Source organism: Aeromonas intestinalis (genome assembly GCF_054052485.1).
In genome coordinates this window covers 116,378-136,709 of the sequence record NZ_JBSTYK010000013.1, presented here as the reverse complement: position 1 = coordinate 136,709, position 20,332 = coordinate 116,378, and the positions used below count along the sequence as shown (strand labels likewise).

General features: G+C 62.3%; 18 protein-coding genes. 11 read left to right on the top strand and 7 right to left on the bottom strand.

What is annotated here, in order from left to right; genetic code table 11:
• Window positions 1-82: 82 nt before the first annotated feature.
• Window positions 83-772 (bottom strand): LrgB family protein, encoded by a 690-nt coding sequence (locus tag ACW5W7_RS16620; RefSeq protein WP_456502417.1) that lies wholly within the window; start codon window positions 770-772, stop codon window positions 83-85.
• Entirely contained in the window at window positions 765-1,166 is a 402-nt protein-coding gene (locus tag ACW5W7_RS16615) for a CidA/LrgA family protein (protein ID WP_349920942.1), read from the bottom strand. The genes ACW5W7_RS16620 and ACW5W7_RS16615 overlap by 8 nt, the downstream gene beginning before the upstream one ends.
• 125 nt (window positions 1,167-1,291) lie before the next feature.
• Between ACW5W7_RS16615 and ACW5W7_RS16610 the strand changes: the two genes are divergently transcribed.
• Window positions 1,292-2,185 (top strand): LysR substrate-binding domain-containing protein, encoded by an 894-nt coding sequence (locus ACW5W7_RS16610; protein ID WP_456502416.1) that lies wholly within the window; start codon window positions 1,292-1,294, stop codon window positions 2,183-2,185.
• On the opposite strand, the gene pdxR is transcribed toward ACW5W7_RS16610, so the two are convergent.
• Window positions 2,172-3,662: a MocR-like pyridoxine biosynthesis transcription factor PdxR gene (pdxR, locus tag ACW5W7_RS16605; RefSeq protein ID WP_456502415.1), complete on the bottom strand. Its 1,491-nt coding sequence runs from the start codon at window positions 3,660-3,662 to the stop codon at window positions 2,172-2,174. The genes ACW5W7_RS16610 and pdxR overlap by 14 nt on opposite strands.
• A gap of 124 nt (window positions 3,663-3,786) precedes the next feature.
• Here pdxR and ACW5W7_RS16600 point away from each other — a divergent pair, with 124 nt between their 5' ends.
• The 3 genes from ACW5W7_RS16600 (at window position 3,787) to ACW5W7_RS16590 (ending at window position 5,521) form a co-directional block, all read left to right on the top strand.
• Window positions 3,787-4,254 (top strand): OsmC family protein, encoded by a 468-nt coding sequence (locus ACW5W7_RS16600; protein ID WP_456502414.1) that lies wholly within the window; start codon window positions 3,787-3,789, stop codon window positions 4,252-4,254.
• Between the two features lie 99 nt (window positions 4,255-4,353).
• Window positions 4,354-4,803 (top strand): rhodanese-like domain-containing protein, encoded by a 450-nt coding sequence (locus ACW5W7_RS16595; protein ID WP_456502413.1) that lies wholly within the window; start codon window positions 4,354-4,356, stop codon window positions 4,801-4,803.
• Window positions 4,793-5,521 carry a GNAT family N-acetyltransferase gene (locus tag ACW5W7_RS16590; RefSeq protein WP_456502412.1) on the top strand — a complete coding sequence of 243 codons (729 nt, stop codon included), beginning with the start codon at window positions 4,793-4,795 and terminating at the stop codon, window positions 5,519-5,521. Before ACW5W7_RS16595 ends, ACW5W7_RS16590 begins: the two co-directional genes overlap by 11 nt.
• An 80-nt stretch (window positions 5,522-5,601) precedes the next feature.
• On the opposite strand, the gene ybaK is transcribed toward ACW5W7_RS16590, so the two are convergent.
• Entirely contained in the window at window positions 5,602-6,072 is a 471-nt protein-coding gene (gene ybaK, locus ACW5W7_RS16585; RefSeq protein ID WP_349920948.1) for a Cys-tRNA(Pro) deacylase, read from the bottom strand.
• A gap of 185 nt (window positions 6,073-6,257) precedes the next feature.
• On the opposite strand from ybaK, the gene ACW5W7_RS16580 reads away from it, so the two are divergent.
• A complete protein-coding gene (locus ACW5W7_RS16580; protein WP_434668314.1) occupies window positions 6,258-7,736 on the top strand; it encodes a diguanylate cyclase in 1,479 nt (492 codons plus the stop codon).
• Window positions 7,737-7,762: 26 nt separating this feature from the next.
• Here the strand turns inward: ACW5W7_RS16580 and ACW5W7_RS16575 are convergent, their stop codons facing one another.
• The 3 genes from ACW5W7_RS16575 to argE form a co-directional block, all read right to left on the bottom strand.
• Window positions 7,763-9,337, bottom strand: coding sequence for an EAL domain-containing protein (locus ACW5W7_RS16575; RefSeq protein WP_456502411.1), 1,575 nt, complete (start codon window positions 9,335-9,337; stop codon window positions 7,763-7,765).
• 283 nt (window positions 9,338-9,620) lie between these two features.
• Window positions 9,621-12,254: a phosphoenolpyruvate carboxylase gene (gene ppc / locus ACW5W7_RS16570; RefSeq protein ID WP_434665557.1), complete on the bottom strand. Its 2,634-nt coding sequence runs from the start codon at window positions 12,252-12,254 to the stop codon at window positions 9,621-9,623.
• Between the two features lie 216 nt (window positions 12,255-12,470).
• Window positions 12,471-13,616, bottom strand: coding sequence for an acetylornithine deacetylase (gene argE / locus ACW5W7_RS16565; protein WP_456502410.1), 1,146 nt, complete (start codon window positions 13,614-13,616; stop codon window positions 12,471-12,473).
• Between the two features lie 259 nt (window positions 13,617-13,875).
• Between argE and argC the strand changes: the two genes are divergently transcribed.
• The 6 genes from argC to ACW5W7_RS16535 all read left to right on the top strand — a co-directional run bounded on the left by argC (window position 13,876) and on the right by ACW5W7_RS16535 (window position 20,309).
• Complete coding sequence (gene argC / locus ACW5W7_RS16560) at window positions 13,876-14,883, top strand: N-acetyl-gamma-glutamyl-phosphate reductase (RefSeq protein ID WP_456502409.1); 1,008 nt, start codon at window positions 13,876-13,878, stop codon at window positions 14,881-14,883.
• Window positions 14,884-14,906: 23 nt separating this feature from the next.
• Window positions 14,907-15,686, top strand: coding sequence for an acetylglutamate kinase (gene argB, locus ACW5W7_RS16555; RefSeq protein WP_349920953.1), 780 nt, complete (start codon window positions 14,907-14,909; stop codon window positions 15,684-15,686).
• 25 nt (window positions 15,687-15,711) lie between these two features.
• Window positions 15,712-16,623 (top strand): ornithine carbamoyltransferase, encoded by a 912-nt coding sequence (locus ACW5W7_RS16550; protein ID WP_349920954.1) that lies wholly within the window; start codon window positions 15,712-15,714, stop codon window positions 16,621-16,623.
• Window positions 16,624-16,677: 54 nt separating this feature from the next.
• Window positions 16,678-17,913, top strand: a complete 1,236-nt coding sequence (locus tag ACW5W7_RS16545) for an argininosuccinate synthase (RefSeq protein ID WP_349920955.1) — start codon at window positions 16,678-16,680, stop codon at window positions 17,911-17,913.
• Between the two features lie 250 nt (window positions 17,914-18,163).
• Window positions 18,164-19,546, top strand: a complete 1,383-nt coding sequence (gene argH / locus ACW5W7_RS16540) for an argininosuccinate lyase (protein WP_456502408.1) — start codon at window positions 18,164-18,166, stop codon at window positions 19,544-19,546.
• A gap of 127 nt (window positions 19,547-19,673) precedes the next feature.
• Complete coding sequence (locus ACW5W7_RS16535) at window positions 19,674-20,309, top strand: FMN-binding negative transcriptional regulator (RefSeq protein WP_456502407.1); 636 nt, start codon at window positions 19,674-19,676, stop codon at window positions 20,307-20,309.
• Window positions 20,310-20,332 lie beyond the last annotated feature (23 nt).

Genomic DNA, 20,332 nt, shown 5'->3' with positions numbered 1-20,332 from the left:
CCCTGCTTGGCCCGCCCCCCACAAATCACCCCCCCCCCCCCCCGCCCCCCTCTTCTCGTTTCATGTCGCAAGCGTGGCCGTATTACCAGAACAGCCTGCCCAACAGGGGGGCGAGCAGCACGGTCGCCATGCCGGCGATCATCATCACCATGCTGGAGACCACGCCCTCCTCGTTGCCCATCTGATAGGCCCGGGCGGTGCCGGCACCATGGGCGGAGGCACCGAAGCCTGCCCCCTTGCCGAGGCGGCTGCGAATGGCGAGCACCGCCAGCACGCTCTCGCCGACCGCCATGCCGATCACCCCGGTCAGCACCACGAACAGGGCGGTGAGATCGGCATTGCCTCCCATGGAGCGGGTCGCCTCCACCGCGAAGGGGGTGGTGATGGAGCGCATGGCCATGCTGCGTTGCAGCAGCTCGGACAGGTTCAGCCAGCGGGCCAGCAGCACGGTACTGCCCACCGCCATGATGACGGAGGCGATGACCCCCACCGACAGCGACAGCCAGTGGCGGCGCATCAGCTGGCGGTTCTCGTAGACGGGCACCGCGAAGGCGACGGTGGCAGGTCCCAGCAGCCAGAGCAACCAGTGGGATTCGGCCATGTAGTCCTGATAGGGGATGTGGAACAGCATGACCACGGCCACCAGCAGGGCGGGGGCCAGCAGCAGGGGCATCAGCGGCAGTATGCGTTTGCGGGCATAGAGCCACTTGCTGGCGTAGTAGAACAGCAGGGTGAGGGCGAAGCAGAGCAGGCCGAGCAGGGTATCAGACATGGCGGCGACTCCGGCGGGCCAGCATGAGTTCGAAGCGATAGACTCTGTCCACCACCAATGCGGTAGTACCAAGCACCAAAATGGTGCTGATCACCAGCACGACCATGATGCGCCACCCCTCTTCAAGCAGCAGATCCTGATAGTTGACCACGGCCACCACGGCGGGCACGAAGAACAGCAGCATCTCCGCCAGCAACCAGCGGGCGCCGGCGCTGAACCACTGGGCCTTGACCACGCCCAGCAGAATGCAGACAAGCAACAGCAGCATGCCGGTGAGGTTGGCGGGCAAGGGCAGATGCAGGGTGCGAACCGCGGTATCCGCCAGCAGCCAGATGGCGGCGAGCAGGGCAATCTGGAAGGGCGTTTGCAACCAGCGAAGGCAGAAGGTTTTCATGATGGATGCCTGTCTGTGAACTTGCTCACAGTATAAGAGGGAGACAAACCTGCAAAAAATGAATTTAAATCATGAAAAACATGCCATATTGGCATTGTTTGAACGTCATCATCACGAGCCCCGCCATGGATATCCGAGCCCTGCGTTACTTCGTCGAACTGGTGCGTGAGCAGAGTTTCACCCGCGCCTCCGAGAAGCTGTTCGTCACCCAACCCACCATCAGCAAGATGATCCGCAACATGGAGGAGGAGCTGGGCCAGCCCCTGCTGAGTCGCTCGGGGCACAGCTTCACCCTCACCGACAGCGGCCAGGTGCTGTTCACCCATGGTCAGCTGGTGCTGGCCCAGATGCAGCAGATGGAGGCGGAACTCGCCGACTTGCAGAGTCTGCAGCACGGTCGCCTCGCCCTCGGCATCCCCCCCATGGTGGGCCACGTCTATGCGGATCTCATCCGCGCCTATCGCAGCCGTTACCCCAAGGTGGAGCTCTCCATCGTGGAGTACGGCGGACGGCGCATCGAGCAGGCGGTGCTGGAGGGGGAGCTGGATCTCGCCATCACCATGCTGCCGACCAAGGAGGAGGGAACCCTGAGCACCCTGGAACTGGATTGCTATCCCATCCAGGTGGTGCTGCCGGACGTCCCTCGCTGGCGGGCGCGGGCCGAAATCCGGCTGGGGGACTTGAGAGAAGAACCCTTCCTGCTCTACACCCAGGCCTTCACCCTGAGCGAGCGGCTGGAGCAGGCCTGCCTGCAGGCGGGCTTCACTCCCCAGGTGGCGGCGCGCAGCAGCCAGTGGGATTTCCTTACCGCCATGGTGCGAAGCGGCATGGGGGTCGCCTTCCTGCCCGAACCCATCTGCCGTCGGCTGACCCCGGACGGCCTGGTGCTGCGGCCCCTGAAGCCTGAACTCAGCTGGCGGCTCGGGGTTATCTGGCCCGCCAGGCGTTACCTCTCCCGCACCGCCGAGGCCTGGCTCGAATTGTGCCGGGAGAGTCAGGAGCCGATCACGACTCCCTGAGTCTGTCGGCTCGGGGTGGACGGGGGAGAGTGCTCGCCAGTGTCGGGAGCGGATTGGCCCTCATCAGCTCCCCCAACCGGCGACAGAGCCGACGCAGGGTCTGGTTGTCGAGACAACCGAAACCGAGCAGCCAGCCTTCCCGGCTGGGGGCCCCGAGGTGAAACTGGCCCAAGGGGCGAACGCCCAGCCCCAGGGCATTGGCGGCGTCTGTCCAGCGCGCCTCGCCACCGGCGGGCAGCAGTACGGCGCACTGCAGGCCGGCACCACTGTGGATGGGGGTGAGGGTGGGGCAATGCTCGGCGAGCTCGCGCAGCAGCAGATCCCGCCGACTCTGGTAGACGAGCCGACTCTGGCGCAGGTGGGCGGCGAAGTGACCGGCGCGGATGAAATCAGCCGTGACCGCCTGCTGCAACTGGTTGCTATGGCCATCGATGGCGGCGCGGGCCCGGCTGAAGGCCTCCATCAGCGGACGCGGCAGCACCAGATAGGCGAGGCGCAGGGAACCGAACAGCACCTTGCTGAAGGTGCCCACATAGATGACCCGCCCCTGTCCATCCAGCCCCTGCAGGGCGGGGAGCGGGCGCTGATCGTACTGATACTCCCCGTCGTAATCGTCCTCCAGCACCCAGGCTCCCTGCCGCTCGGCTTCGGCCAATAGCGCCATGCGCCGCGTCAGGCTCATGGGCACCCCCAGGGGATACTGGTGGGCCGGGGTGCAGTAGATGAGTCTGGGTCTGGGGTGTTCTCCGATTGGATTCATCCCCTCTTCGTCCACGGGCACCGGGTGGATGCGGGCGCCGGCGCTCTCCATGGCGGTGCGTGCCCCCGGGTAGCCGGGATCCTCCACCCAGACGCACTCTCCTGCGTCGATCAGCAACTGGGTCGCCAACATGATCCCCTGCTGGGAGCTGGTGAGGATCAGGATCTGATCCGCCTCGCACACCACGCCCCTTGATTGCACCAGATAGCTGCTGATGGCGGCGCGCAGCTCCGGCAAGCCTTGCGGCTCCCCGTAGTTCATCCAGTCGCCGGCGTGCTTGCGCCACTGCTGCTGCATCAGACGGCCCCAGAGAGCCTGGGGAAAGAGACGAGGATCCGGCTGGCTGGAGGCAAAGGAGCTGCCCACCTCCGGCACCTCCGGGCAGGCGCTGCCTGCGGCCATCTCCTGGCCCCGGCGCGAGAGCCCCGCTGCCGACTGGGGCGGGCGCGGGGCGGGTCTCACTGCCGCCAGCGCCACGAAGCTGCCAGCCCCGACCCTGCGTACCAGATAACCCTCCGACTCCAGCCGACCGTAGGCGAGCTCCACCGTGCTGCGGGAGATGCCGAGATCGCTTGCCAACAGCCGGCTCGCGGGCAGTCGGCTGTGCTGGGGCAGGTGGCCCGCGAGGATGGCTTCTCGCAGGGTGCGCACCAGCTGTTCATGAAGCGGCAGATCCCCATGGCGGTGGTGAGCGAACAAGGTTGGCAGGACCGTCATGGCGGGCTCCAGCTAGCGATCGGAATTGGTCTGCTTATATTGGCAAAATTGGTCGGGGTGGCAAGGCCATTGTGCCGCTACATTGGAACCATCATCGGGACATCAGCCACCATAGGGAGTCGTTATGTCGGAGTTTGGCGCCATCATCAGCTGGCTGCGGGGAGAGGATGAAGCCTTCGTGGATCAGCGTTACAGTCGGGCCCACAGCTGGGAGTTTGACGGCGGCGTGCGGGTGCCCGCTTCCTCCTCTCCCCATGTGGTGCCCTTGCCCTATTCGGTGGCGGACAATGTCGATCCCGAGGAGGCCTTCGTCGCGGCGCTCTCCAGCTGTCATATGCTCACTTTCCTCTGGCTGGCGGCCAGGGCGGGCTATCGGGTGGAGAGCTATCAGGACGAGGCGATCGGCATCATGGAGGCGGACGAGTGCGGTCGCCAGTCCGTCACCCGGGTCAGGCTGCGTCCGCTCATCGTCTTCGGTGGCGAGCGTCAGCCGGGTATGCCCGAGCTGGAGCAGTTGCATCATCAGGCCCACGAGGAGTGTTTTATCGCGAACTCGGTGCGAACCATCGTGACCACCGAGATCAGGCGTTAATCGGCGGTGAGAACCACCGTTACCACAGAGATCAAAACCTGGTCGGTGCGGGCAGCCGTCATGGCCGGGATCAGACACGAGTCGCAAGGAGCAGGCAGTATGAGTCAGGTAATGAGTACCGGGGTCGCGAGCCCGATGGAGGCCAGTGCGTTTTTCGAGGCACAGTTGAAATACCGCACCGATCCGGCGGATCTGGCCGCGGATCTGCTTAAGGGAGAGGCGGGTGAGGAGGGGAAGATAGTGGTCATCGACACCCGCTCCCCCGCCCACTACGCCGAAGGGCACATTCCGGGGGCAGTCTCTTTCCCCCATCGCACCATGAACGCCGCCAGCACGGCGGACCTGCCCAAGGACAAGGTCTATGTCTGCTATTGCGACGGCATCGGCTGCAACGGCTCGACCCAGGGAGCCTACAAGCTGGCGGCGCTGGGCTTTCAGGTCAAAGAGCTGATCGGCGGCCTGCACTGGTGGCGTCAGGACGGCTTCGCCGTCGCCACCGGCAGCGATGCAGGAGTCTTGTTGGAAGGAGGGATTGCCTGTGCCTGCTAAGCCATTTCTGAACGAATTCGATCAGCCGGTTGGCGCCGAGGTGCCGGGCTGGGCGGGGGCCGAGTTCCCCCCCAAGGCGGTGATGCGCGGCTGGGGTTGCCGCCTTGAGCCGCTGGATCCCGCGCGCCACAGCGGCTCGCTCTGGCAGGCATTTGCTGCCGACAGCGGGGCCATGTGGACCTATCTTACCAGCGGTCCCTTCGAGGATGAGGCGGCCATGCAGGCCTGGCTGCAACAGAGCGCCGCCAAGGCGGATCCCCAGTTCTACGCCATTGTGGACGAGGAGAGCGGCAAGGCGCTGGGGCTGGCCAGCTATCTGCGCATCGACCCCGCAGCCGGCAGCATAGAGGTGGGTTGGCTGCACTTCTCCCCCGCCATGCAGCGCACCCGCCTCTCCACCGCCGCCATGGCGCTGATGATGGGCAACGCCTTCGCGCTCGGTTATCGCCGTTATGAGTGGAAGTGCAACGATCTCAACTGGCCCTCCCGTCATGCGGCGCTGCGCCTTGGCTTCAGCTATGAGGGCACCTTCCGTCAGGCGCGGGTGGACAAGGGGCGCTCCCGCGATACCGCCTGGTTCTCGGTGATCGACGGCGAATGGCCGGCCCTGAAAACGGCCTTCGATCGCTGGCTGACGGATGAGAACTTCGACGAAGCGGGGCACCAGAGAGTGCGCCTCTCCGATCTCACTGCCGCCGTGCGAAACGGCGACCAATAGGCATCCAGATCTATCAGCGTGGTTGGTGATAACACGAGAGAGGCCCCGATATCGGGGCCTCTCTTCATTCACGCCTTGATCTAGTCGTGATGCTCGCCGATGGGGGCGGCAATCCATTTCATCAGGGTCAACATGTCCTGAGGCGCCACCCCCACCGAGAGGCCGCGCTTGCCGCCGCTCACCAGGATCTCGTCATACAGCATGGCGGAGTCATCCAGCACGGTGGGCAGCAACTTCTTCTGGGCCAGGGGGCTGATACCCCCAACCTTGTAGCCGGTCAGCTTCTCGGCCTCCGCCGGCTTCATCATCTCCACCTTCTTGAGCCCCGCCGCCTTGGCGAGTTGCTTGAGGCTGCACATGCCCGATGAAGGGACGATGGCCACCACCGCCTGCTTGTCGTGGTGGGCGATCAGGGTCTTGAATACCTGCGCCTCCGGCAGGCCGAGCTGGGTCGCGGCATGTTTGCCAAAGTCGTCGTGGGCCTCGCACTCGTAGGGGTAGAGCTTGTGGGGGATCTTGAGCTTTTTCAGCAGGTTGATAGCGGGGGTCATCGGGGTTCCTCGAGCCGGGACAAGGCCAGACAGTCTGCGCCCGAGACGTCGGCATGGCAAGGGGTCAGGTCAATTCACCGCCATGCCGGGTGAGTGCGGGAATGCCGCTCCGGATCCCCGCCGGGCTCTGATGCCTATACTGGAAGAGTTGCAATCCTGGCGAGCGAAAGGAATCCCGGCCCGTGATGAATAGTTCAGTGATGAATCTCCCCAATGCAGAGCCCTTCGGTCGTCACGATGACCAGGCGCGTTTGACCGCACTCGATCGTGCCTATGGCATCGTCGAGTTCGATCTCGATGGTCGCATGGTGTCAGCCAATCCCTTGTTTTGTGCCATCCTGGGCTACAGCTTGAAGGAGCTGATCGGCCAATCCCACCGGCTGCTGGTGCCCGCCGAGTTGCAGGAGGGCCATGAGGCCTTCTGGCAGGGGGTGCTGGGGGGCGAGATCCACGGCGGGGCCTTTCGTCGGGTTCTGCGAGACGGCAGCAGCCTCTGGATCCACGCCACCTATACGCCGATCACCGATGAGAGGGGTACCCCGCTCGGGGTGATCAAGCTTATCCACGACATCACCCAGGAGGTGCTGGCGGAGCAGCGTGTGGCATTGCAGAGCCAGATGTTCGACATCATAGTGGCAGCCCACCAGAGCTTTCTGCTGGATCGCAATCTGGGCTCGGCCTGCGACACCATCTTCGAGCGGTTGTTGAGCGTGAGCATGAGTGCCTACGGTTTCATCGGCATCGTCCAGCACGAGGAGGGCCAACCCAGCCTCTATGTGCCCTCCATCTCCAATCTCTCCTGGGACGAGGCCACCCATGCCTGGTATGAGCAGCAGCGCCAGAGCCGGGGAGGGCTCATCTTCAACAAGCTCGACAACCTGTTTGGCCATGTGGTGACCCACAACACGCTCGTGTGTTGCAACGATCTGCCGAGTCACCCGGCCAGTCGCGGCTCGTCCCCCCGCGGCCATCCCCACCTGTACAGCTTTCTCGGCATTCCCATTCGCCACAAGGGAGAGGCCATCGGCATGATCGCCCTGGCCAACCGGCCCGGCGGCTTCGATGAGAGCCTGGTAAGCCTGCTCGAGCCCCTCACCACGGCCCTGGGTACCCTTATCCATGCGCGCAACCTGGAGGAGGAGCGCAGCCGGATGGAGCAGGAGCTGCGCTTCAACGCCGAGCATGACTTCCTGACCCATCTACCCAATCGCAGCCATTTCTTCAATCAAGGGAAGCAGCTGCTGGCCCATCTTCTGGCGCATGCGGAAGAAAGAAACTGCTGCCTGGCCCTGATCGATATCGACTTTTTCAAGCAGATCAATGACGAGTTCGGGCATCTCGCCGGCGATGCCGTGTTGCGGGAGCTGGCCCGGCTACTGATGCAGGAGGCCAAAGACAAGGATCTGGCGGCCCGTTTCGGTGGGGAGGAGTTCATCTTGCTGCTGCGTAACGTGGCTCTCGAGGAGGCGACGTCTCTCATGGAGCATCTGCGCATGCAGATAGAGCAACACGCTTTTCGCTATAAGGGGATGGGTATCCCGGTGACCATCAGCATCGGTCTGTCTCCCTTCCTGCCCGATTACCACTCCATGGATGACTGGATCCAGTGCGTGGATCAGCACCTCTATGAGTCCAAGCGGCGGGGGCGCAACCGGGTGTCATAGCCTCCCCGTCTGGTGGATGGTCATCGTCAACCGATACGGGATGCCACGTGGCCGGGGTGGTTGCGTTCCTGGATGGCCTGGGCGAGTCGCTTGACAGGCATTGCTTTGTAGAACACCCAGCCCTGGATCAGGGCATGTCTGTCGAATGACTCGATCAGCCTCAATTCGTGGGGGCTCTCGACCCCCTCAAAGACGATCTGCTTGTTCAATTTGGCGATGCCTTGCAGCATGGAGGTGAAGAGATCTTTCTTCAGTTCCTCGTGCAGGCCATTAATGAAGATCTTGTCCAGCTTGATTTCATCGAAGTCGATGGCGGTCAGCCAGAGAATATTGGATGAGCCGGTACCAAAGTCATCCAGCGATATCTTGAACCCTTTCTCTCGTGCCGAGGTGGTGAAGTCCGCTATTTTTTGATGGTATTCATTGATGCGCTCGGTGATCTCCAGCTTTATCTGGGTGGGTTTCAGATCATATCGGAGGACCTGGGCCTGCAACAGATCGAGATAATCCGGGGCGTTGATTTCATAGGTGCTGACATTCAATGAAATCGTCAACTTTTCATCTTTTGCAAGCAGCTCATGCACCTCATCCAGCGCCCTGCTGACAATGAAGGTGGATATTTTCCCATAGATATCGAGCTTGGTGGCGACTGGAATAAATAACTCGGGTGAGACCTGACCATACAGGTCATCGTTCCACCTCAACAGGGCTTCCATGCCAACGATATTGTGCTGGTGGGCATGCACCACGGGTTGGTATTCCAGATAGAGTTCGTTGCGCTGTATTGCCCGTTTGAGCCTGAATTCGAGGGATTTCTTCTCTTCCTGAAAACTGGTTGTGGCAAAGGCGATGAGCCCCCCGAGGCACAGGGAGAAGAGTATGTAGAAGGTGAGGGGGGCCGCCTTGTAAGCCAGCAGGCCGGCACGTTCATTGTGGGTGATGACACAAAAATCATACTGCTCGCTGCACAGCCTGGTGGACAGGGTGGTCAGACTATTGCCGCCGGCAGGCATGTCGAGCAACTTGAAGAAGGCGTTCTTCCCATCCTGGGTGACCAGTTCATAGGTGACGCCCTCCGGCCCCTGGTAGACCTGATGAGTGAGCAATTCGGAGGTGAAGGCGACGGTATTGCCCAGACGGGTCATGTCCCTGACCACATTGGATGGCAGCAGTGAGGTGGGCTTGATGTAAATTTCAAAACCCGAGGTGGTCAGGAAACTATGGCGGGGCAGAGACACCGGGTTCACCAATATTCCCCAGTCTGCGCTGCAAGCCAGTTTTTCATCCTGGATGATGCCGATATCCCCCACATAGGGAAATCGGGAGGCAATGACCCTTATTTTATCCAGAACGGGTTTTGTGCACTCGACGAGTCCAGCCTGATTCACCGCCCGCAGTGAATCGGCCAACTGTTGCGATATTCTCTCCGAGTTGTCGAGGACCAACCGGGAAAAATCCAGTTGTTGCTGTCTCTGGTTGGATAAGGCCAGAGAATGGCCGATGGTGACAAAGAACAGCAGGGAAAGCATGCTGCCGATATAGATCCATTTATTGCTCGCAACCGACTTTAACATATAAAGCCCAGCCATCCCTTTTGACACCCATGGTCCAATATATCAGCCCGAGTTCGGCTTGTAACGGCTTGTGATACAAGCAAATTTCCCCCCGGGGCTGGGTGTTGTTCTACCTAATAGATTAAAGGCTTCGTATGAATTCATCCTCGTCTTGCTGGCGGGAGATGATGTCGTGGTGAGCGGCTAGCCCCCATTAGTGTGTCAGAGGGCCATCGCGATCGGGAGGATTGTTCATCCTGATGTGAGGCATGAAAGAGGGCGCCCGTGGGCGCCCTCTCAATCTGATGGGTGTGAGGTCGACAGCGCGTTCTCAGCCCGTGTTGCGCATGCCGGCGGCGATACCGGCGATGGTGACCATCAGCGCCTGATCCAGTTCGGGATGCAGGGTCTCGGCGTGGTTGCGCGAGCGCCCCAGCAGCTCGACCTGCAGCACGTTGAGGGGATCCGTGTAGGGGTTGCGCAGCTTGATGGACTCCTGGATCCAGGGTTGATCATCCAGCAGATCGCCCTGGGGACGCAGCTCCAGCACCACCTGAATGGAGTCGGAGAGCTCCTGACGCAGCTGTTTGCCCAGGGCCCACAGCTCGGTGGGGACCAGACGGGTGTCGTAGTACTCCGCCAGCCAGAGGTCGGCCTTGAGGAACACCATCTCCAGCATCTCGAGACGGGTGCGGAAGAAGGGCCACTGGCGGCTCATCTCGTCCAGCACCGCCTTGTGACCGTCGTCGATGGCCTGCTGCAGCCCCTTGTGGGCACCGAGCCAGGCCGGCAGCATCAGCCGGTTCTGGGTCCAGGCGAAGATCCAGGGGATGGCGCGCAGGCTCTCGACGCCGCCGTTCGGCTTGCGCTTGGCAGGGCGGGAACCGAGCGGCAGTTTGCCGAGCTCCATCTCCGGGGTGGCGGCGCGGAAGTAGGGCACGAAATCCTGATGGCCGCGCACGATAGAGCGGTAGTGCTCGCAGGAGGACTCGGCGACCTGCTCGATCACGGCACGCCAGCTCTCCTTCGGCTTCGGCGGTGGCAGCAGATTCCCCTCCAAAACAGCGCTGGTGTAGAGATTCAAGCTGTTGATGGCGACCTTGGGCAGTCCAAACTTGAAGCGGATCATCTCCCCTTGCTCGGTCACCCGCAGGCCGCCGCGCAGGGATCCCGGCGGTTGGGACAGGATCGCCTGGTGGGCGGGGGCACCGCCGCGACCGACGGTGCCACCACGGCCGTGGAACAGGGTCAGTCGCAGGTTGTTGGATTCAGCCAGCGCCACCAGGGATTCCATGGCGGCGTACTGGGCCCAGCCCGCGGCCATCATGCCCGCGTCCTTGGCGGAATCCGAGTAGCCGATCATCACGTACTGACGGCCCTGGATGTAACCGCGATACCAGTCAACGGACAGCAGGCGCTCCATCACGGCGGTGCCCGCCATCAGATCTTCCTGGGTCTCGAACAGCGGCGCCACCGGCATGCGGAACTTGCAACCGGCCTCTTTGAGCAGCAACTGCACCGCCAGTACGTCGGAGGGGGCGCCGGCCATGGAGATGATGTAGATGCCGAACGCATCCGGATCGTGCTCTGCGATCACCCGGCAGGTGTCAATGGTCTCGCGGGTATCGGCACTCGGCTCCCAGTCGGTCGGGATCAGCGGGCGGCGGGAGTTCAGTTCATTGAGCAGGAAGGCCTGCTTGTCGTCCTCGCTCCACTCGGCGTAATCCCCCATGCCCAGATAGCGGGTCAGCTCGGAGAAGACCTGGCCGTGACGCTCGCCGTCCTGGCGGATGTCGAGCTTGACCAGATGGATGCCGAAGCAGGCGAGTTTGCGCAGCACGTCCAAGAGCATGCCATCGGCGATGTTGCCCATGCCGCAGGCGTGCAGGGAGTGGTAGCAGAGCTCAAGGGGCTCGCGCAGCTGGGCCGTGGTCTTGACCAGATCCCGGCTCTCGCTCACCTGACCCTGCACCTTGGCGGTCAGGTACTCCTGGGTCTCGCGCAGCTGTTCGCGCAGCTCCCGCACCAGGGCGCGGTAGGGCTCGGGGTTGTCACCCACCTGTTTGCGCAGATCCTCGGTGCAGTCGGCCATGGAGAGCTCGGAGGTGAGCTCCTTGATGTCGCGGTAGAAGAGGTTCACCGCCATCCAGCGGCCCAGCTCCAGCACTTCGGCGGTCACCTTGGCGGTGACGAAGGGGTTGCCGTCGCGATCACCGCCCATCCAGGAGGTGAACTTGACCGGCGCCGCATCCAGGGGCAGCCGCACACCCAGGTGGTGTTGCAGGCGCTCGTCCAGATTGCGCATGAATTCGGGAATGGCGGGCCAGAGGCTGTTTTCCACCACGGCGAAGCCCCACTTGGCTTCGTCCACCGGGGTGGGACGCTGCTCGCGGATCTCGTTGGTGTGCCAGGCCTGATTGACCAGCTGTTCGATGCGATTGAGGATCTTGTCCCGCTCACGGGGCAGCAGATCGGACAGCTCCAGCGCTTCCAGACAGTCGTTGAGCTGCACGTGCTTGTGGATCAGGGTACGACGGGTCACCTCGGTGGGGTGAGCGGTCAGTACCAGATCGATGTCCAGTTCGCGCACGGCCTGGATGATGGCTTCCTGGGACAGGTTGGACGCTTTCAGCTTGGCGAACATCTGCTCCAGGGGATCCGGGGTGCACTCCTGCTCTTCGCAGCGGCGGGAGATGGTGTGGAACTGCTCCGCCACGTTGGCCAGATTGAGGAACTGGCTGAAGGCGCGGGCCACGGGCAGCAGCTCGTCGTCGGAGAGGGTGCGCAGGGTCTCGAGCAGGCGCTCCCTGTCTGCCTCATTGCCCTTGCGAGAGGATTTGGCCAGTTGACGAATGGTTTCGATCTTGTCGAGGAAGGCTTGTCCCTGATGATCTTTGATGGACTTGCCCAGCAACTGGCCCAGCATGCCTACGTTGGCGCGTAGAGCGGCGTACTTTTCGTTCATTCCACATCCTTATTTTTGTTGGTGCCTCCTGACCTTCCTAGGTGAGAGGCTGCCCCATTTATTGTTGTGCGATTACAACATATGCTCCGTCATCTTAGGGGGACAATCTACCCAGATTGTCTGCGCAAGGTCAAATAACAAGCCGATTCAGAACATGTATTTCCCTCACCTGTCCCGCCTCGGCATGTCATGTAACTTACTTACATTCCGTCCCCGTCAGACGCAGAAACGCCGGATCAGATGTTGCAGCACCGCCGTGGTCGGTTTGACGAACGACAGATCCAGATACTCATCCGGTTGGTGGGCCTGGGCGATATGGCCTGGGCCCAGCACTATGGTTTCACAACCGAGCTGCTGGATGAAGGGGGCCTCGGTGCAATAGTTCACGGATTGCGCGGCCTGGCCGCTCGCCTTCTCGGCCTCGCGCACCAGATCCGAGTCATCGGTGCAGGCATAGGCGGGAATGGGCTCGTGCAGGTGCTGCAGGTGCAGGCAGCCCGGCTGGTGGATTTCGATGGGGGAGAGCGCCTCTTTGAGCATGCCCATCAGCTCGTCCGGCCCGACCTGGGGGGTGGGCCTCATGTCGATGTGCAGCTCGCAGCAGCCGCAGATGCGGTTCGGGCTGTCCCCCCCCTGGATGTAACCCAGGTTCAGGGTGGGCTGGGGCACGGCGAAGCGATGATCCGCGTACTTGTCCTTCAGATCTTGCTGCAGTTTCAGCACCTGGCCCATGGCCTTGTGCATGATCTCCATGGCGTTGACCCCGTTGGCGGGATCCGAGCTGTGACCGCTCCTGCCGGTGATGCGAATGGCCTCCGACATGTGGCCCTTGTGGGCGACCACGGGCACCAGCCCTGTGGGTTCGCCTATCACCGCATAATCCGGCTTGAGCTCGGCGGCCGCAGCGATGGCGCGGGCCCCCGCCATGGTGGTCTCTTCGTCCGCCGTGGCGAGAATGCGCAAAGGCTTGTTCAGGGTCTTGAGATCGATCTCCTTGAGCGCCTCCACGATGAAGGCGAAGAAGCCCTTCATGTCGATGGTGCCGAGCCCGTACAGGCGGTTGCCCTCCTCGGTCACCTTGAAAGGATCCTTGCGCCAGGCCCCCTCATCGAAGGGCACCGTATCCGTATGGCCCGCCAGCAGCAGGCCCCCTTCACCCTGACCCATGGTCGCCACCAGGTTGAACTTGCCCGGCAGATCCGGCAGCGCCGTCACCTCGCAATGAAACCCCAGCTGACCGAACCAGTCCGCCAGCAGACGGATCACCCCCTCGTTGCTCTGATCCCAGCGGGGATCCGTGCTGCTGATGGAGGGAATCGCAATAATATTCTTATAAAGTGAAAAAAAATCCAAATTGGCCATCAGCTCCTCCTTGCGTCCCCGGAATGTTTCTGTTAGAAAATACAAATGCAAAGTGAGTGCATGAATATTCTTTTCGAGTGCTCATCGACAAGGCTTCTAGTTGTAAGGGAAAGTTAATGTTCTGTCACCTGATCTGTAACCGACGACACACACCCGCCTGAATTGCCCCTCCGCACACGGTGCCAAAGGGGCGATAGCTGACCCTTTGCACCACAGCATCGCGCTGTGAACTTCAAACCCAGACTTGGAATACTCAACAATGCTTAACACCGTTATCGTCGGTGCCAGTGGCTACGCGGGAGCCGAACTGGCCGCACTGGTCCAGAACCATCCACAACTCAAGCTGTTCGGCCTCTACGTCTCCGCCGGCAGCCAGGATGCGCACAAGCGCTTCTCCTCCCTCCATCCCCAGTGGGTCGGCGCGCTGGATCAGCCGCTGCTGCCTCTGGACGAGGACGGCATGACCCGGATCCTGACCCAGGCCGATCTGGTGCTGCTGGCGACCGCCCACGAGGTGAGCGCCGAGCTGGCGCCCAAGTTCCTGGCCAAGGGGCTGCCGGTGTTTGATCTCTCCGGCGCCTTCCGGGTCAAGGATCAGGGGTTCTACGCCTCCTTCTACGGTTTCACCCACCAGAGCCAGCAGTGGCTGGACAAGGCGGTCTACGGCCTGGCGGAGTGGAATGCCGATGCCATCCACAGCGCCCAGCTCATTGCCGTGCCCGGCTGCTACCCGACTGCATCCCTGTGTGCCCTCAAGCCGCTGCAACAGGCGGGCCTGATCGCCAAGGAGTGGCAGCCCATCATCAACGCGGTCTCCGGGGTCTCCGGGGCCGGTCGCAAGGCGGCCATCAACACCAGCTTCTGCGAGGTGAGCCTGAACCCTTACGGTACCTTCAATCACCGGCACCAGCCGGAGATCAGTCATCACCTCGGCAAGGGGGTGCTGTTCCAGCCTCACCTTGGCAACTATGTGCGCGGCATCCTGGCCACCATCTATGTGCAGCTCGCGGATGGCGTGACCGGCACCCAGGTGGATCAGGCCTACCTCAAGGTGTATGAAGGCAAGCCTCTGGTGCGGCTCACCGGCCAGATGCCCTCCATTCGCGGGGTGGCGAACACCCCTTACTGCGACATCGCCTGGCAACAGCAGGGCAACATGCTGGTGGTGGTCTCTGCCATCGACAACCTGCTCAAGGGGGCCGCCTCCCAGGCCATGCAGTGCATAAATATCAAATTCGGGTTTGAACCGGCCACCGGCCTGATTTAAGGACTTAAGGAAGGATTGTGACGATGGACAAGCAGACTCTGGTAATCAAGTTGGGTGGGGCATTGATCGAGAACGACGAGGCGCTGACCGCCCTGTTCGCCACCCTGAAGACCTTCCTGGATGAACAGCACCGTCCCCTGGTGCTGGTGCACGGCGGCGGCTGCCTGGTGGATGACCTGCTCAAGGGGCTGGGGCTCACCTCCACCAAGAAGAACGGTCTGCGGGTGACCCCGTTCGACCAGATCCCCTTCATCGCAGGTGCCCTGGCGGGGACCGCCAACAAGATGATGATGGCCAAGGCCATCGCCACCGGTACTCCGGCGGTGGGGCTCTGCCTCGCCGATGGCGGCCTCTGTCAGGTAACCCAGCTCGACCCGGATCTCGGTGCCGTCGGTGACTGCCAGCCGGGCAACCCGGCCCTGGTGCAGGGGATCCTGAGCCAGAACTTCCTGCCCGTGGTGAGCTCCATCGGCATCACCGCCGAGGGTCAGCTGATGAACGTCAATGCGGATCAGGCGGCCACCGCCATTGCCGAGGCCCTGGGTGCCGATCTGGTGATGCTCTCCGATGTGAGCGGCATCCTGGATGGCAAGGGCAAGCTGGTGCCGCAGCTGGACAAGCAGAGCGCCCTGGATCTGATGGAGAAGGGGGTCATCCGGGATGGCATGGCGGTCAAGGTGAAGGCGGCGCTGCACGCCGCCGAGACCCTGGGCAAGCCGGTCTGCGTCGCCAGCTGGCGCTACCCGGATCAACTGCTCAAGCTGCTGGCGGGCGGCGCCGTCGGCACCCAGGTCTGCCTCTGACATTCACCGGGACAAGGACAATCCGATGCAACACCTTCTGAAAGACAGTGATTTAAACAAGGCCCAGATCGAGGCGCTGATCGCGCTGGGCAAATCGGTCAAGGCCGATCCGAAGAAATATGGCCAGGCCCTGGCGGGCAAGAGCGTGGTGACCCTGTTCGAGAAACCCTCCCTGCGCACCCGGGTCACCTTCGATATCGGCATTGCCCGCCTCGGCGGTCACAGCGTCTACCTGGATCAGCAGAACGGGGCGCTCGGCAAGCGGGAATCCGTGCAGGATTTCGCCGCCAACCTGTCGCGCTGGTGTGACGCCATCGTCGCCCGGGTGTTCGATCACCAGACGCTTGTTGGACTCGCCGAGCACGGCAGCGTGCCGGTGGTGAACAGCCTGTGCAACCTCTACCACCCCTGCCAGGGGCTGGCGGACTTCATGACCATTGCCGAGCATTACAGCGATTTGTCGAAGGTGAAGCTCGCCTATCTCGGCGATGGCAACAACGTCAGCCACTCCCTGCTGCTCTTGGGGGCGACCCTGGGCACCGACGTGACCCTGGTCTGCCCGAAAGGCCACGGCCCGGACACCCAGATCTTCCTGCAGGCCCAGGCCCTGGCCGCCCAGTCCGGCGCGCACATCCACATCAGCGATGACGTGGGCGCCATCGAGGGCTTCGACGTGGTTTATACCGACACCTGGGTCTCCATGGGTGACAACACGCCAATGGAGCAGGTAAAAGATATCTTCATGCCTTATCAGATCAACCAGGCCCTGCTCGACCGGACCGGCATCCAGCACGTGCTGCACTGCCAGCCGGCGCACCGGGAGCTGGAGATCACCTCCCAGGTGATGGACGGCCCAGCCTCCCTCATCCTGGATGAGGCAGAAAACCGGATGCATATCCAGAATGCCGTGCTCTTGACCCTGCTGGGTCACAAATAACGCGGCGACCGACCCTGAATCAACATCTTATCGAATCATCACGGAGAGAAGTAAATGAGCGGAATCAACAAGATAGTACTGGCTTACTCGGGCGGACTGGATACCTCGGCCATCATTCCCTGGCTGAAAGAAAACTACGATGCGGAGATCGTCGCCTTCGTCGCCGACGTGGGTCAGGAGCGTGACGATCTGGAAGGGATCGAGCAGAAGGCCATCGCCTCCGGCGCCACCAAGTGCATCGTCAAGGACCTGCGCGAAGAGTTCGTCAAAGAGTATGTCTACCCGACCCTGAAGACCGGCGCCGTCTACGAAGGCACCTATCTGCTGGGCACCTCCATGGCCCGTCCGATCATCGCCAAGGCCATGGTGGAAGCGGCGCTGGCGGAAGGGGCCGACGCCATCTCCCACGGTTGCACCGGCAAGGGCAACGATCAGGTGCGTTTCGAAGGGGCCGTCGCTGCCCTGGCGCCCCAGCTGAAGGTGATCGCCCCCTGGCGTCTGTGGGACATGCGCTCCCGTGAGGATCTGCTGGCCTACCTGGAAGCCCGCGACATCCCCTGCAAGGCGACCCTGAAAAAGATCTACAGCCGCGACGCCAACGCCTGGCACATCTCCACCGAGGGTGGCGAGCTGGAGAGCACCTGGAACGAGCCGTCCGAAGCGGTCTGGCAGTGGACAGTCTCCGCCGAGCAGGCACCGAACGAGCCGGAATACGTCAAGCTGACCGTGGCCCAGGGTGAAGTGGTGGCGGTGGATGACCAGCCGCTGAGCCCGCACCAGATCCTGATGACCCTGAACGAGCGCGCCGGCAAGCACGGCGTGGGCCGCATCGACATCACCGAGAACCGCATGGTGGGCATGAAGTCCCGCGGTTGCTACGAGACCCCGGGCGGTACCGTCATGGTTGCCGCGCTGCGTGCCGTGGAAGAGCTGGTCTTGGACCGTCCGACCCGCGCCTGGCGGGAAAAGCTCGGTGCCGAGTTCTCCCACCTGGTGTATGACGGTCGCTGGTTCACCCCCCTGTGCAAGGCCATTGTCGCCTCCGCCAACGCCATCGCCGAAGATCTCGACGGTGAAGTGGTGCTGAAGATGTACAAGGGTCAGGTCACCGCGGTGCAGAAGAAGTCGCCGAACAGCCTCTATTCCGAAGACTTCGCCACCTTCGGCGCCGACGAGGTGTACGACCAGAGCCATGCCGAAGGCTTCATCCGTCTTTACACCCTGGCGAGCCGGATCCGCGCCATGAAGGAGCAGCATCAGGCCATCGGTGGGGATCACACCCACGGCTAATCCAGTGCGGTGACCGCTATGACCGGTGAGGGGGCTTGGCCCCCTCGCTTATAGATGGCAGCTTGGCCCCTCACTCATAAGCGGCGGTATGTGACGAAAGCGGCAGCGCCTTGGCCGCGGCTGTGAGATAAGTCTCTGTCAGACGAGAGATTCGCAGCCAAGCAAGGCAAGATTTCAGCGCGCAGGCCAAGGGCCGCGCCAGTGCGGCAGGCGCAAGACGCCTACCGGCAACGTATTCAAGGAGAGCAGTATGGCACTTTGGGGTGGACGCTTCAGTCAGGGCGTAGACAGCAGGTTCAAGCAGTTCAACGACTCCCTGCGCTTCGATTACCGCCTGGCGGAGCAGGATATTCAGGGCTCCATGGCCTGGGCCCGCGCCCTGGTCAAGGTCGGCGTATTGACCAGTGACGAACAGGCACAGCTGCAACAGGCGATGGAAGTGCTGCTCGCCTCCGTGCAGCAGGATCCCCAGCAGATCCTGAGCTCGGATGCCGAAGACATTCACTCCTGGGTCGAGGGCAAGCTTATCGACGCAGTCGGTACCCTGGGCAAGAAGCTGCACACCGGGCGTTCCCGCAATGATCAGGTCGCGACCGACCTCAAACTCTGGTGCAAGGCGCAAGGGGAGCTGCTGCTTTCCTCCATCACGGCCCTGCAGCAGGGGCTGGTCGATTCGGCCCGTGCCAATCAGGCCGCCGTGCTGCCCGGTTATACCCATTTGCAGCGTGCCCAGCCGGTCACCTACGCCCACTGGGCCTTGGCCTATGTGGAGATGCTGGAGCGGGACTATTCCCGTCTGCAGGATGCATTGAAGCGCCTCGACACCAGCCCGCTCGGCTGCGGCGCGCTGGCGGGCACCGCCTACGCCATCGACCGGGAAGCCTTGGCGCTCGACATGGGCTTTGGCGGCGCGACCCGCAACAGCCTGGATTCGGTGTCGGACCGGGATCACGTGGTGGAGCTGATGCACGTGGCGTCGCTCTCCATGGCGCACCTGTCGCGTTTTGCCGAGGATCTTATCTTCTACAACACCGGCGAGGCAGGTTTCGTCGAGCTGTCTGACGCGGTCACCTCGGGGTCGTCGCTGATGCCCCAGAAGAAGAACCCGGATGCGCTCGAGCTCATTCGTGGCAAGACCGGCCGGGTGGTCGGCGCCCAGATGGGCATGCTGATGAGCTTGAAAGCATTGCCGCTGGCCTACAACAAGGACATGCAGGAAGACAAGGAAGGGCTGTTCGATGCCCTGGACACCTGGCACGATTGCCTCGACATGGCGGCCCTGGTACTGATCGACTTGAAGGTCAACGGCGAGCGCACCAAGGCGGCGGCCCAGGGCGGCTATGCCAACGCCACCGAGCTGGCAGACTATCTGGTTGCCAAAGGCATCCCGTTCCGCGAGGCGCACCATATCGTCGGCGAGACCGTGGTCTATGCGATCGGTGTGAAGAAACCGCTGGAGGAGCTGTCTCTGGCCGAATTCCATCGCTTCAGCCCCGTGGTGGGGGAGGATGTGTATCCGAACCTGGAGCTGGAAGCGACCCTGGCCAAGCGGGTCGCCAAGGGCGGCGTCGCCCGCGAGCAGATCGAAGGCGCCCTGGTGGCCGCGCAAGCCTGGCTGGCCAAACGCGGCTAATTGCCGAGCGAGATGAAATGAAGAGGGCTCAGGCCCTCTTTTTTATTGCTGCGCCATCGCCAGCCAACTTCGATTGCGCAAGAATGGGCCTTCGCACGGATGCGTCACCATCGACCAAGGAGCCCTTATGTATCTGCCAACCCATTTTGCCGTCACCGAGCCCGAGGCGCTGCACGCGCTGATGCAAGCCCATCCGCTGGGGGCCCTGATCACCCACGGCGAGTTGGGGCTGGATGCCAATCATCTGCCGTTCGAGTTCGATGCCGGGGAGGGAGAGCATGGCGTCTTGCGCGCCCATGTGGCTCGCAACAACCCGCTCTGGCGGGAGGTGACTGACGGCCAGGAGGTGCTGGTGATCTTCCGGGCCGCCGAGGGCTATGTCTCCCCGAACTGGTATCCGAGCAAGCAGGAACATCACAAACAGGTGCCGACCTGGAACTATGCCGTAGTCCATGCCCACGGTCGCATCCGGGTGCGCGACGATGCCCGCTTCGTACGTCGCCTGCTGGCGAGCTTGACTAGGTGCCACGAGGCGACCGAACCCAGCCCTTGGAAGATGGCGGACGCGCCGCGAGACTATCTCGAGACCATGGTGCAGGCGGTCGTCGGCATCGAAATCGAGATAACCGGGCTGGTCGGCAAGTTCAAACTGAGCCAGAACAAGGGTGTGGCTGACAGGTTGGGGGCTGTAGAGGCTCTACGAGGACGGGATAGGGAGGAATTGGCTGCGGCTATGCAAAGTCTGCTCGATTCGCCGGTATAGTATCTGCAGCTTTAATTTTTATT